The sequence below is a fragment of the Lysobacter sp. SCRH-1R genome (assembly GCF_057747855.1).
This window is the reverse complement of the sequence record NZ_CM173227.1, coordinates 2250756-2264294: the sequence shown is the minus strand read 5'-3', so window position 1 is coordinate 2264294 and position 13539 is coordinate 2250756. Positions and strand designations below refer to the sequence as shown.

The window sequence follows — 13539 nt, the reverse complement described above, 5'->3', positions numbered from 1 at the left end:
CATGGCCAAACAGACCGAACACGAGCACCAGCATGGCGTCCTGGTGGAGACGGGCAAGCCCGAAATCGCGCGTCCACCGCTGTATTCCGTCCTGCTGCTGAACGACGACTACACGCCGATGGACTTCGTGGTGGAGGTCCTGATGCGCTTTTTCGCGATGAACGCCGAGAAGGCCACCCAGATCATGCTGCACGTACATACCCGCGGCCGTGGCGTCTGCGGCGTTTTCACCCGCGAGGTCGCAGAATCGAAAGTGGCGCAGGTGAACGAATTTTCAAGACTCAACCAACATCCCTTGCTGTGCACGATGGAAAAGGCCTAAAAGTGCTCCTCAGTACGTCCTGAGCGATAAGGGCGGAACGCCGGTCCCGGACCGGGTCCACCCGAGGTCTTGCGAGCATGGAATTCCCCATGCCCGTCCCCATCTAGGACGGCAGTAGCTTTCCGGAGGCTTACGCCACCATGTTCAGCAAGGATCTCGAATACAGCATCGGCCAGTGCTACAAGCGCGCCCGCGAGGCGCGTCACGAGTACATGACGGTCGAACACCTGCTGCTGGCGCTGCTCGACAACCCCTCGGCCGAAAGCGTGCTCAAGGCGTGCGGGGTCGACTTCCAGCGCCTGCGCACCGACCTGGAGCAGGCCATCGCCACCTCGGTGTCGGTGCTGCCCGAGGACGTCGATCGCGACACCCAGCCGACCCTCGGTTTCCAGCGCGTGCTGCAGCGCGCGGTCTACCACGTGCAGTCCAGCGGCAAGAAGGAAGTGACCGGCGCGAACGTGCTGGTGGCGATCTTCGGCGAGAAGGACAGCCACGCGGTCTACTTCCTCAACCAGCAGGACGTCGCCCGCCTGGACGTCGTCAACTACATCTCCCACGGCATCGCCAAACACGGCGGCCAGGAGCCGGCGCGTTCGCAGGAGGACGGCGAATCCCCGTCCGGCGAAGGCGGCGAGGGCGAGGGCAAGGGCGACGCGCTGGCGGAGTTCGCGGTGAACCTCAACCAGCTCGCGCGCGACGGCAAGATCGACCCGCTGGTCGGTCGCGCCGACGAAGTGGAGCGCACCATCCAGGTGCTGTGCCGCCGCCGCAAGAACAACCCGCTCTACGTCGGCGAGGCCGGCGTGGGCAAGACCGCCATCGCCGAAGGCCTGGCCAAGCGCATCGTCGACGGCGACGTGCCCGAGGTGCTGGCCGACGCGACGATCTACGCGCTCGACCTGGGCGCCCTGGTCGCCGGCACCAAATACCGCGGCGACTTCGAGAAGCGCCTGAAGGCCGTGCTGACGCAGCTGAAGAAGCTGCCCGAGGCCGTGCTCTTCATCGACGAGATCCACACCATCATCGGTGCGGGCTCGGCCAGCGGCGGCACGATGGACGCCTCCAACCTGATCAAGCCGGCGCTCGCCTCGGGCGAACTGCGCTGCATCGGCTCGACCACGTTCCAGGAATACCGCGGCATCTTCGAGAAGGACCGTGCCTTGGCGCGTCGCTTCCAGAAGATCGACATCGTCGAGCCGACGGTGGGCGAGGCCTACGAGATCCTGCAGGGCCTCAAGCCCAAGTACGAGGCGCACCACGGCGTGACTTACGCCGACGACGCGCTGCAGGCCGCCGTGGACCTGTCGGTGAAGCACATCGGCGACCGCCTGCTCCCCGACAAGGCCATCGACGTCATCGACGAGGCCGGCGCTCGCCAGCGCCTGCTCGCGGACGACGTGCGCAAGTCGCTGATCGACGTCGAGGAGATCGAGACGATCGTCGCGAAGATGGCGCGCATTCCGACCAAGCAGGTGTCCGCCTCCGACAAGGACGTGCTCAAGAACCTCGAGCGCAACCTGAAGATGGTGATCTTCGGCCAGGATCCGGCGATCGACACGCTGACCTCGGCGATCAAGCTCGCCCGCTCGGGCCTGGGCAATCCGGACAAGCCGATCGGCAACTTCCTCTTCGCCGGCCCGACCGGCGTGGGCAAGACCGAGGTGACCAAGCAGCTCGCGCTGCAGCTGGGCATCGAACTGGTCCGCTTCGACATGTCCGAATACATGGAGCCGCATTCGGTCAGCCGCCTGATCGGCGCGCCTCCGGGTTACGTCGGCTTCGACCAGGGCGGCCTGCTGACGGAGAAGATCGTCAAGACCCCGCACTGCGTGCTGCTGCTGGACGAGGTCGAGAAGGCCCATCCGGACATCTTCAACATCCTGTTGCAGGTCATGGACCGGGGCGTCCTCACCGACACCAACGGCCGCGAGGCGAACTTCAAGAACGTGATCCTGGTGATGACGACCAACGCCGGTGCCGCGCAGGCCTCGCGCCGTTCGATCGGCTTCACCAAGCAGGACCACTCGACCGACGCGATGGAAGTGATCCGCCGCAGCTTCAGTCCCGAATTCCGCAACCGCCTGGACGCGGTCGTGCAGTTCCAGCCGCTGGGCTTCGAGCACATCCTGCGCGTGGTGGACAAGTTCCTGATCGAGCTGGAGACCCAGCTCCACGAGAAGGACGTCGCCCTGTCGGCCACCCCGACCGCCCGCGACTGGCTGGCACAGCACGGCTTCGACCCGCTGATGGGTGCCCGTCCGATGGCGCGCGTGATCCAGGAGAAGATCAAGCGTCCGCTGGCCGACGAGCTGCTGTTCGGCAAGCTGGTCAACGGCGGCAAGGTCACCATCGACGTGAAGGACGACGAGCTGGTCGTCACCACGCAGGCGGAACCGGAGAAGCTGCTCCCGGCGACGGTCTGACCTCCGCGCCGGTCCGCGGAAACGAAAAAGGCGGCCAAGGCCGCCTTTTTTATTCAATCACTTGCCGCGATTACTTCATGCGGTAGGTAATGCGACCCTTGGTCAGGTCGTACGGGGTCATTTCGACCTTCACCTTGTCGCCGGTCAGGATGCGGATGTAGTTCTTGCGCATGCGGCCGGAGATGTGGGCAATGATCTCGTGCCCGTTTTCGAGGCGCACCCGGAACATGGTGTTCGGAAGGGTTTCCGCCACCGTGCCCTCGAATTCGATCACGTCGTCTTTTGCCATGTGGTTCCTGGTATGTGTGTCGTGGCGCCGGTTCCGGAAGCGGAGCGGCAACGAAGCCCCGCATTTTGCCATGCCGGTGGCGTCGGTGCAAAAAATCGGTTAAGGATCGTCGATCGCCGTTCCGGACGGCTTCACGTCCGACCGGCTCCCATCCGCCCGGCTCCCATCCGCAAAGTTCGCGTCGGCCAGCCGGGCTGCCGGCCAGCCGCCCACGCGGGCCGACCACGCGCCCACGATACCGGGCCTGGCAGTCAGTTCGGCGACCGCCGCGCTGAACCGCGGCCGGGGCCAGCTCCGGGCCCCCAGGCTCATCAGGTGGTCGTTCTCGACCTGCGCGTCGATCAAAGGGAAGCCCCAGTCGCGTAGATGGAGGGCGAGCGCGGCGAGGGCGACCTTCGAACCGCCCGAGACGGCGCTGAACATGCTCTCGCCGAAGAACATGCGGCCGATCGCCACGCCGTAGATCCCGCCGACCAGCCGCGCGCCGTCGAAGACCTCGAACGAATGCGCGTGACCGAGCTCATGCATGCGCTGGTAGGCGGCGCGCATCTCGCGGGTGATCCACGTGCCGCGCTGGCCCGGGCGGGGCGTCTCGGCGCAGGCCTGGACCACCTGCGCGAAGGCCGTGTCGGCACGCACCTCCCAGATCGAACGCCGCAGGCCGCGGCGGAACTTCGAGCCCAGCCGCACGCCGTCGGTGGCGAACACCGTGCGCGGGTCGGGGCTCCACCACAGGATCGGCTGGCCCTGCGAATACCAGGGGAAGATGCCGTGCCGGTAGGCGTTGAGCAGCCGCGTCGGGCTCAGGTCGCCGCCCACGGCGAGCAGTCCGTCGGGTTGGCGCAGCGCCTGCTCGACCGGCGGGAACGGCGCGTCGGGCTCGGGCGGGAGCAGGGCGGGCAGGGTGCTCACGCCGGCGATGATGACGCATCGCCACCGCCGGCTCCGCCTTCGCTCGACTTGAACGGCGAATGCGCGGCGAGCGTGCGGGCGTAGGCACGGATCGACTCGGCCTCCTGCGCGCACCAGTCGCGCAGCGCGTCGCGGAACTGCGGGTGGGCGATCCAGTGCCGGCTGCGCACGAAGGTCGGCAGGAAGCCGCGCGCGAGCTTGTGTTCGCCCTGCGCGCCGGGTTCGAAGCGGGTCAGGCCCTCGCGCAGGCAGTATTCGATGCCCTGGTAGTAGCAGGTTTCGAAATGCAGGCCGGGCACGGTTTCCATCGCGCCCCAATAGCGGCCGTACAGCGTGTCGCCGCCACGCAGGCACAGCGCGCCGGCGATCGGCGCGTCGTCGCGCATCGCCAGCATGATCACCAGCGATTCCGGCATCGCGCGCGCGAGGTGCTGCAGGAACTCCAGGGTGATCGCCGGATGGTTGCCGTACTCGGCGAAGGTCTGCAGGTAGAAGTCGTGCATCGCGGAGAGGTCCTCCGCCGTCGCCTGCGTGCCGTCGGCCACGCGGAACGTGATGCCCGCACGCGCGACCTTCGCGCGTTCCTGGCGGATGTTCTTTCGATGCTTGTGGTCGAAGGCGGCGAGGTAGTCGTCGAAACCGCGCCAGCCGCGATCGTTGCGCCAGTGGTACTGGACGTCCAGGCGCTGCAGCCAGTCGTCGTCGAAATCGGCGTCCTCCTCCGGCGTGTGGAAGTTGACGTGCGCCGACGACAGTTCGTTGCCCGCGCCCAGCCCGGCCATCACCTGCACGAGCATGCCCCGCCGTTCCGGCGTGTTCGCCAGCAGCCGCGGCCCGGTGACGGGCGAGTAGGGCACGGCGCAGAGCCACTTGGGAAAGTAATCGAGCCCGGTGCGCGCATACGCGTGCGCCCAGGCGTGGTCGAACACGAACTCGCCGTGCGAGTTGTCCTTCAGGTACGCAGGTGCGGCGGCGATGAGGTCATCGCCGTCCCAGAGCGTCAGGTGTTGCGGTCGCCAGCCCCAGCGTTCGCGCAGGCAGCCGTGCTGTTCGAGCCCGAGCAGGAAGGCATGCGCGACGAACGGATTGCGGCCGTCGTGCAACGCATCCCATTGCGAGGCCGGGACTTTCGCCAGCGAATCGAGGATGCGTGCTTCGTGCATTTTTCATCGGACGCGGAGCAGAAACGGGCCGCCTGCTGCTCCGTGTCGAAAACCCTTCTTCAGCCTTCCTTGTCCAGGAACTTCTCGGCATCCAGCGCCGCCATGCAGCCGAAGCCCGCCGAAGTGATCGCCTGGCGATACACCTGGTCGGCGACGTCGCCCGCGGCGAACACGCCCGGCACCGAGGTCTGCGTCGCGTTGCCGTCGAGACCGGTCCTGATGACCAGATAGCCGTTCTTCATCTCCAACTGGCCTTCGAACAGCGAGGTGTTCGGCGTGTGCCCGATGGCGACGAACAGGCCGTGGATCGGGATTTCCTTCGTCGAGCCATCCTGCACCGACTTCACCCGCACGCCGGTCACGCCCGCGTCGTTGCCGAGCACTTCGTCGACCTGGTGATGCCACACCGGTTCGATCTTGCCGGCCTGGATCTTCGCGAACAGCTTGTCCTGCATGATCTTCTCGGCGCGCAGCGTGTCGCGGCGGTGCACGAGGTAGACCTTGCGCGCGATGTTCGACAGGTACAGCGCTTCCTCGACCGCGGTGTTGCCGCCGCCGATCACCGCCACGTCCTGCTCCTTGTAGAAGAAGCCGTCGCAGGTCGCGCACGCGGACACGCCGCGGCCCTTGAACAGCTCTTCCGACGGCAGGCCCAGGTACTTCGCCGTCGCGCCGGTGGCGATGATCAGCGCGTCGCAGGTGTACTCGCCGCTGTCGCCGACCAGGCGGTACGGGCGCGAGGACAGGTCCGCCGTGTGGATGTGGTCGAACACGACTTCGGTATCGAAACGCTCCGCATGCGACTGCATGCGCGCCATCAGGTCCGGGCCCATCAGGCCGTGCGCGTCGCCGGGCCAGTTGTCGACTTCGGTCGTCGTCATCAGCTGGCCGCCCATCTGCAGGCCGGTGATCACCAGCGGCTTCAGGTTGGCGCGCGCGGCGTAGACGGCGGCCGTCCAGCCGGCCGGGCCGGAGCCGAGGATGATGACTTTGGAGTGCTTCGATGGGCTCATGGGTATAATTGCGTGCTGTGTGAAGTGCGCTGCGCGCGGTGGGTTCCGCCATACGCAGGCGTGTGCAACGGAACGTAGGAGTCATAGCTTGGCGGCGCGGTCCCCCTAACACAAGGCACTGAACCGGCTCTGTCGCGCGACGCAATGTTGCACTGCGCCGTGAGGCCGCCGGGGCGACGGACGACAATAGGCACGCGCGCCGCCGATGCGGCGTTTTTTTCGTCACCACATCCCCCCAACGGCCGCGCACAACGCGCGGCCTTTCAACGATCGAAGGTAAGAGACATGCGGATCGGCGTTCCCAAGGAAACCAAGACCCTCGAAGGGCGCGTCGCGCTCGTTCCGGCCGCGGCCGGCGACCTGGTCAAGCGCGGCCACGAGGTCTGGATCGAGAAGGATGCCGGCATCAAGTCGGGCTTCAAGGACGAGCAGTACACCCAGCTCGGCGTGAAGATCGCCCCCGATGCCGCCGCGCTCTACGAGAAGGGCGAGCTGATCGTGAAGGTGAAGGAGCCGATCGCCGGCGACCTGGCGCACCTGCGGAAGGATCACCTGCTGTTCTGCTACCTGCACCTGGCCGCCGAGCCGAAGCTCACGCGCCAGCTGCTCGACATCGGCCTGACCGGCGTTGCGTTCGAAACCGTCGAGCTGCCCAACGGCGACCTGCCGCTGCTGGCGCCGATGTCGGTCATCGCCGGCAAGATCGCCGTGCAGGTCGGCACGCACCTGCTGCACCAGCCCGAAGGCGGCAAGGGCAAGCTGCTCGGCGGCCTGCCGTCGACCGAGCGCGGCAAGGTCGTGGTGTTCGGCGCGGGCAAGGCCGGCAGCGCGTCGGCGCAGCTGGCCGCGGCCGGCGGCTCGAATGTGGTGGTGTTCGAAATGCGCCAGGACCGCATGGAAGAAATGATGCGCCTGGGCAACAACGTCACCGCGCTGTACCCGTACGCGGACGTCGTGGCGCGTGAAGTCGCCTCGGCCGACCTCGTCGTCGGCGCCGTGCTGGTGACCGGCGCGCGCGCGCCGCACGTGATGACCCGCGAGATGCTCAAGGGCATGCAGGACGGCAGCGTGCTGGTCGACATCTCGATCGACCAGGGCGGCTGCTTCGAGACCTCGCGTCCGACCACGTGGAAGGAGCCGACCTACGTGGAAGAGGGCGTCACCCACTTCTGCGTGACCAACATGCCGGGCGCCGTGCCGCAGACCAGCTCGCAGGCGATCTGCGCGGCGATCCTGCCGTGGGTCAACAAGCTCGCCTCGGGCAGCGACTGGCGCAACAACCAGGCGCTGGTGCGCGGCATCAACGTCGAGGGCGGCAAGATCGTCCACCCGGCGCTGCAGGACATGAAGGTCTAAGCAGGCGTTCGCAACGACATGCGGGGAGCGCCGGGCGACTGGCGCTCCCCGTTTTTGTTGGTGTTGCGTCGAACGCGGGAACTCGCCACCCGGCGAAGGCCTGGATCCACGCCCGTAACGCTGAACCCTCGCGGTGCGTTGTGGTTTGGCGGGCAGGGGAGCTGGGATAGGCTGTCGGCCTGGATCCCGGCCGTCGCCGGAATGACGGACCCGGAAGTCCGGCGCATCGGCGGGATGCCGGTCCCGGGGCAAAAGTTCGCCTGACTGGCCCGCTTCTGTCGTATATTCAATAACTAACGAACTCCTGTTGAGGCAGTACATCACGGTGGCGCAAGCGTCCGCAGCCAGTCGAAAGAAGCTCAAGGCCGAGAAGTTGCCGCCGTCGCCGCGACGGCAGCGGCTGGTGCGCGACATCGCGCTGATCCTGATCGCGCCGCTGCTGCTGTACCTGCTGGCGAGCCTGGTAACGTTCTCGCCGCAGGATCCGGGCTGGTCGCATTCGGGCAGCGTGACCGCGCCGCTGCACAACGTCGGCGGTCGCGTCGGCGCGTGGACGGCCGACGTCCTGCTGTACCTGTGCGGCTACGTGGCGTTCCTGCTTCCGATCATGCTCGGCGCGATCGCATGGATCGCGCTGTTCGGCATGGACAGCGATGGCGACGGCGACGCGGACTTCGGCCCTGCGCTGCGATTGGTCGGCATCGTCGGCTTTCTCGTGGCGGCCACGGGCCTGCTCGAACTGCGCGTCGGCCACGCCGAAGCGTTCTCCGCCCGCGCGGGCGGCATCCTCGGCCAGCTGGTCGGCAAGTCGCTCTACAGCGGCTTCGGCCCGGTCGGCGGCAATCTGTTCCTGCTCGCGCTGTTGCTGGTGTCGGTGACGCTGGCGACCGGATTGTCATGGTTCGCGGTGATGGACAAGATCGGACAGTGGGTGCTGGCGTTCGGACCGACCGCCACCACGCTGTTCCGCAAGGGCGAGAAGCAGGCCACGCAGTGGCAGCAGACACGCGCGCTGCGCGAGGAGCGCGAGGAAGCGCGCAAGGTCGACACCGAACTGCGCGCCAAGCGTGCGCCGGTGAAGATCGAACCGCCGCCGCCGGCTGCCGCCGTCGTGGAGAAGAGCGAACGCGCCAAGCGCGAGACGCAGATTCCGCTGTTCCACACCGGCGACGGCTCGGACATCCCGCCGCTGGCGCTGCTCGACGACCCCAAGCCGCAGCCCAAGGGCTACGACGAACAGACGCTGGAAACCCTCTCGCGCCAGATCGAATTCAAGCTCAAGGACTTCCGCATCGACGCGCAGGTCGTCGGCGCGTACCCGGGCCCGGTCATCACGCGGTTCGAGATCGAGCCCGCGCCGGGCGTGAAGGTCAGCCAGATCTCCTCGCTCGACAAGGACATCGCGCGCGGCCTGTCGGTCAAGTCGGTGCGCGTGGTCGACGTGATCCCGGGCAAGTCGGTGATCGGCCTGGAAACGCCGAACACCTCGCGCGAGATGATTTTCCTGTCCGAACTGCTGCGTTCGAAGGAATACGACAAGTCGGTCAGCCCGCTCACGCTGGCGCTGGGCAAGGACATCGCCGGCCGTCCGACCGTCGCCGACCTGGCGCGCATGCCGCACCTGCTGGTCGCCGGCACCACCGGTTCGGGCAAGTCCGTCGCGATCAACGCGATGGTGCTGTCGCTGCTGTACAAGGCCTCCGCGAAGGATCTGCGGATGCTGATGATCGACCCGAAGATGCTGGAGCTCTCGGTCTACCAGGGGATCCCGCACCTGCTGGCGCCGGTCGTCACCGACATGAAGGAAGCGGCCAACGGCCTGCGCTGGTGCGTGGCCGAGATGGAGCGCCGCTACAAGCTGATGTCGGCCGTCGGCGTGCGAAACCTCGCCGGCTTCAACAAGAAGGTGAAGGACGCCATCGACGCCGGGCAGCCGATGATGGACCCGCTGTTCAAGCCCAACGCCGAACTCGGCGAGACGCCGCGCCCGCTCGAGACGCTGCCGTTCATCGTCATCTTCATCGACGAATTCGCCGACATGATGATGATCGTCGGCAAGAAGGTCGAAGAGCTGATCGCGCGCCTGGCGCAGAAGGCGCGCGCGGCCGGCATCCACCTGATCCTGGCCACGCAGCGCCCGTCGGTGGACGTCATCACCGGCCTGATCAAGGCGAACATCCCCACGCGCATCGCGTTCCAGGTGTCGAGCAAGATCGACTCGCGCACCATCCTCGACCAGTCCGGCGCGGAAACGCTGCTCGGCCACGGCGACATGCTCTACCTGCCGCCGGGCACGGCGATGCCGGAGCGCGTGCACGGTGCGTTCGTGTCGGACGAGGAAGTGCACCGCGTCGTCGAACACCTCAAGCAGGTCGGCGGCGGCCCGGATTACATCGAAGGCGTGCTGGACGAAGTGCAGACCATGGGCGACGGCGTGGTGGTCGGCGCGACCGGCCTGCCGGAAACCGGCGGCGGGGGTGGCGACGAGTCCGATCCGCTGTACGACGAGGCCGTGCGCATCGTCACCGAGACCCGCCGCGCATCGATCTCCGGCGTGCAGCGTCGCCTGAAGATCGGCTACAACCGCGCCGCGCGCCTGATCGAGGCGATGGAAGCCGCCGGCGTCGTAACCCCGCCGGAGCACAACGGCGACCGCTCGGTGCTGGCGCCGCCGCCGCCGAAATGAACCGTGCCGCGGCACCATGCCGCGGCGTGCAGGCCTGTTCAGACAACCGCCGGCACACTCGCCGGCAACACGTGAAACCCCGGAGTTTTTCGCATGCGTGCAGTTCGTTTCATCGGCGCCGCCCTGGCGCTCGCGTTGGCCTCGACTACGGCCTTCGCCGGTGCGCGCGACGACCTCAACGCGTTCACCAAGGGCCTGAAGGGGCTCAGCGGTGAGTTCAGCCAGCAGGTCTTCGACCCGCAGGGCAAGCTGAAGGAAACCTCGACCGGCACGCTGGCACTGTCGGCGCCGCGCCTGTTCCGCTGGCAGTACGTGAAGCCGTACCCGCAGCTGATCGTCGCCGACGGCAAGAAGGTGTGGGTGTTCGATCCGGACCTGCAGCAGGCCACGGTGCGCCCGCAGGGTGTGGAAGAGCAGAACAGTCCCCTCGCCGCGTTGATCGATCCGGCCAAGCTCGACGCGCAGTTCGTGGTGAAGGAGCTGGGCATGGACAAGGGCCTGGAATGGCTCGCGCTCGCGCCGAAGGACGAATCGCAGGCGGCGTTCCGCAGCGCGCGCCTGGGCTTCGGCCAGAGCGGACTGGCGAAGATGCAGGTGGTCGACAACCTCGGCCAGCGCACCGAAATCGACTTCACCGGCTGGAAGCGCAACCCGGCCTTCGCGGCGGACACGTTCCGCTACACGCCGCCCAAGGGTGTGGACGTGATCGGCGGCGAGTAAGCCGTACACCTCGCCATCGCGAATCGAAAGGCCTGCTTCGGCAGGCCTTTTCGTTTGGGAAAGCGCAGGGGCCGGATCCGCCGGCCGCCGGAGCGTCGCGTGACCTGCCGTCCTTCGCTGCTTCTGATCGGCCTGTGCCTGGCCACGCCACCGGCGCTTTCGAACGAGCCGCTGCCCACGCCGCCGCCAACGGGGGGCGCGCTCGTGTCGTCGCCGATGCCGCGCACGATGGACCGCGCGGCGCTGGAGAAGGCGATCGCCGGAACGGTGGTGGCCGCATTGTCGGAACGCTTCGGCGGACGCGCGATCGAGGCCCGGTTCGACGATCTGCAGGAGCAGTCGATCGACGGGCGGCAACGCGCGATCCGTGGCGAAGGCGGCATGCGCTTCGCGGGCGAGACGGGCTGGATCGGCTTCCGTTTCGCGAGCCGGTACGACGAGTTTCTAGGGCAGGCGGGTTGGCCGGAACTGGAGATCGGCGTCGGCGGCGACGGCCGCCTGATCCCGAACGACAGTGTGGCGCTGCGGCAGCTGGAGGATCGCATGGCGGCGTTGCTGCAGGACGAAGTGGGCACCACGACGGTGCGCATGCAGCTCGATCGCGTGGACACGACCGAGATGGCCGGCCATTACCTCGGCATGGAGGCCCGCGGCCTCGCCGATTTCGGCCTCGACGGCAGCAGCGAGGTGCGCATCCATGCGCTGTACGACCGGCGCGATGGGGCGTGGTTGCAGCTGGATTACCAGTTGGGGCCGGAAACGGCGCAGACGGCCTCGCTCGCTCCGTCTCCGTGAGCGACTGTAAAGCCCCTCTTCCGACGGGAGAGGCGTTGGGGTGAGGGGCACGTAGAGACAGCAGAAACCCGCAGCGCAGTGAAGCGCCGCAAGGACGAGCCGTGCCCCTCCGTTCCCCCTCATCCGCCCCTCGGGCACCTTCTCCGAGGGGAGAAGGAAAAACGCAGTGCACAGCATTCCTGCCTGCCTCCGTTGCCCTCATCGCCCTTCGGGCACCTTCTCCCGAAGGAAGAAGGGCAAAGGCGAGGCAACGCCCCCGTTTCGCCCACCTTGCTATCGTGTGCGCATCTCTCCCCGAGACCGCACGTGGCCCGCCGTACCGTTTCCTCATCCTCGCTGACCGACGACCTGCTCCACGTCGACAACCGCGGCATGCAGCCGCTCGCCGAGCGCATGCGTCCGCGCACGCTCGACGAGATGGTCGGGCAGAAGCGCCTGCTGTCGCCGCGTTCGGCGTTGCGTCGGGCGATCGAGTCCGGCCGGGTGCATTCGATGATCCTGTGGGGCCCGCCGGGCTGCGGCAAGACCACGCTCGCGTTGCTGCTGGCCAAATATGCCGACGCGGATTTCCGCGCGATTTCCGCCGTGCTTTCCGGCCTGCCCGAAGTGCGGCAGGTGCTCGCCGAAGCCGCGCAACGCTTCGCCGAAGGTCACCGCACCGTGCTGTTCGTCGACGAGGTGCACCGCTTCAACAAGGCGCAGCAGGACGCCTTCCTGCCGCACATCGAGCGCGGCACGATCCTGTTCGTCGGCGCGACCACCGAGAACCCGTCGTTCGAACTCAACTCCGCATTGCTCTCGCGCTGCCGCGTGCACGTGATGGAAGCGGTGTCGGCCGACGACATCCGCATCGCGCTGCGGCAGGCGCTGGACGATGAAGAGCGCGGCCTCGGCGGACGCGGATTGCAGGTCGACGATGCGCTTCTGGGCGAGATCGCGCAGGCCGCCGACGGCGACGTGCGTCGCGCCCTGACGCTGCTGGAAATCGCCGCCGAACTGGCCGAAGGCGAGGGTGGCGAGATCACAGCTGCCACGCTCGCGCAGGTGCTCGCCGATCGCACGCGCCGCTTCGACAAGGGCGGCGAACAGTTCTACGACCAGATCTCGGCGCTGCACAAATCCGTGCGCAGTTCGAACCCGGACGCCGCGCTGTACTGGTTCGCGCGCATGCTCGACGGCGGCTGCGATCGCGCGTACCTTGCGCGACGCCTCACGCGCATGGCGGTGGAGGACATCGGCCTGGCCGATCCGCGCGCGATGCCGATGGCGCTGGAAGCGTGGGATACCTACGAACGCCTCGGCAGTCCGGAAGGCGAACTCGCGCTCGCGCAGGTCGTGGTGTACCTGGCGACCACCGCGAAATCGAACGCGGTGTACGCCGCGTACAACGCCGCGCGCGCCGACGTCCAGCAGTATGGAACGCAGGACGTCCCGCTGCACCTGCGCAACGCGCCGACGAAGCTGATGAAGCAGCTCGGCTATTCGAAGGGCTACCAGTACGACCACGACGTCGACGGCGGCATCGCGCTCGACCAGACCGGTTTCCCCGACGCGATGGGCGAGCGCGTGTACTACGCGCCGGTCGAACGCGGACTGGAGATCAAGCTCAAGGAGAAGCTCGACCGCCTGCGCGCGCAGCGCAACGCCGCACGCCGTGACGGGGATGTGAGCGGAGGCGACGGACGAACCTGAGTGTTTTCCGGGCGTTGCCGCCCCGTAACGCCGGTCGCCCTCGAACTTCCCGATGTAAATGCCTGAGCGGAAAAGGGCGTGTTGCCGCTGAAGTGTCGCGGTAATGTCCCGCGTTTCGCTGCTGATACGTGCGGCTGAATCCCGCCGGATGCGTGCATCGCACCGTCG

11 protein-coding genes are annotated in these 13539 nt (G+C 67.4%); 7 read left to right on the top strand and 4 right to left on the bottom strand.

Annotated elements, in window-relative coordinates:
- Window position 1 precedes the first annotated feature (1 nt).
- Both clpS and clpA read left to right on the top strand, forming a co-directional pair.
- Window positions 2–322 (top strand): ATP-dependent Clp protease adapter ClpS, encoded by a 321-nt coding sequence (gene clpS, locus AC3ANK_RS10190; protein WP_115841517.1) that lies wholly within the window; start codon window positions 2–4, stop codon window positions 320–322.
- Window positions 323–462: 140 nt separating this feature from the next.
- Window positions 463–2745, top strand: coding sequence for an ATP-dependent Clp protease ATP-binding subunit ClpA (gene clpA, locus AC3ANK_RS10185; RefSeq protein WP_206860698.1), 2283 nt, complete (start codon window positions 463–465; stop codon window positions 2743–2745).
- 70 nt (window positions 2746–2815) lie between these two features.
- Here the strand turns inward: clpA and infA are convergent, their stop codons facing one another.
- The 4 genes from infA to trxB all read right to left on the bottom strand — a co-directional run bounded on the left by infA (window position 2816) and on the right by trxB (window position 6122).
- On the bottom strand, window positions 2816–3034 hold the full coding sequence (gene infA, locus AC3ANK_RS10180) for a translation initiation factor IF-1 (RefSeq protein WP_031372296.1): 219 nt from the start codon (window positions 3032–3034) through the stop codon (window positions 2816–2818).
- 99 nt (window positions 3035–3133) lie between these two features.
- Window positions 3134–3946: a leucyl/phenylalanyl-tRNA--protein transferase gene (aat, locus tag AC3ANK_RS10175; protein ID WP_484171078.1), complete on the bottom strand. Its 813-nt coding sequence runs from the start codon at window positions 3944–3946 to the stop codon at window positions 3134–3136.
- Window positions 3943–5109 carry a GNAT family N-acetyltransferase gene (locus AC3ANK_RS10170; RefSeq protein ID WP_484171077.1) on the bottom strand — a complete coding sequence of 389 codons (1167 nt, stop codon included), beginning with the start codon at window positions 5107–5109 and terminating at the stop codon, window positions 3943–3945. Before AC3ANK_RS10170 ends, aat begins: the two co-directional genes overlap by 4 nt.
- A 59-nt stretch (window positions 5110–5168) precedes the next feature.
- Window positions 5169–6122, bottom strand: a complete 954-nt coding sequence (gene trxB / locus AC3ANK_RS10165; protein WP_484171076.1) for a thioredoxin-disulfide reductase — start codon at window positions 6120–6122, stop codon at window positions 5169–5171.
- A 285-nt stretch (window positions 6123–6407) separates the two neighbouring features.
- On the opposite strand from trxB, the gene AC3ANK_RS10160 reads away from it, so the two are divergent.
- The 5 genes from AC3ANK_RS10160 to AC3ANK_RS10140 all read left to right on the top strand — a co-directional run bounded on the left by AC3ANK_RS10160 (window position 6408) and on the right by AC3ANK_RS10140 (window position 13371).
- A complete protein-coding gene (locus AC3ANK_RS10160) occupies window positions 6408–7478 on the top strand; it encodes an alanine dehydrogenase (protein ID WP_206860694.1) in 1071 nt (356 codons plus the stop codon).
- 325 nt (window positions 7479–7803) lie between these two features.
- The gene (locus tag AC3ANK_RS10155; RefSeq protein WP_484172867.1) at window positions 7804–10164 is read left to right on the top strand and encodes a DNA translocase FtsK; all 2361 of its coding nucleotides are present in this window, start codon (window positions 7804–7806) and stop codon (window positions 10162–10164) included.
- A 93-nt stretch (window positions 10165–10257) separates the two neighbouring features.
- The gene (gene lolA / locus AC3ANK_RS10150; RefSeq protein WP_206860693.1) at window positions 10258–10884 is read left to right on the top strand and encodes an outer membrane lipoprotein periplasmic chaperone LolA; all 627 of its coding nucleotides are present in this window, start codon (window positions 10258–10260) and stop codon (window positions 10882–10884) included.
- Window positions 10885–10983: 99 nt separating this feature from the next.
- Complete coding sequence (locus AC3ANK_RS10145; protein ID WP_484171075.1) at window positions 10984–11679, top strand: hypothetical protein; 696 nt, start codon at window positions 10984–10986, stop codon at window positions 11677–11679.
- Window positions 11680–12051: 372 nt separating this feature from the next.
- Window positions 12052–13371 carry a replication-associated recombination protein A gene (locus tag AC3ANK_RS10140; protein WP_484172866.1) on the top strand — a complete coding sequence of 440 codons (1320 nt, stop codon included), beginning with the start codon at window positions 12052–12054 and terminating at the stop codon, window positions 13369–13371.
- Window positions 13372–13539: the final 168 nt, after the last annotated feature.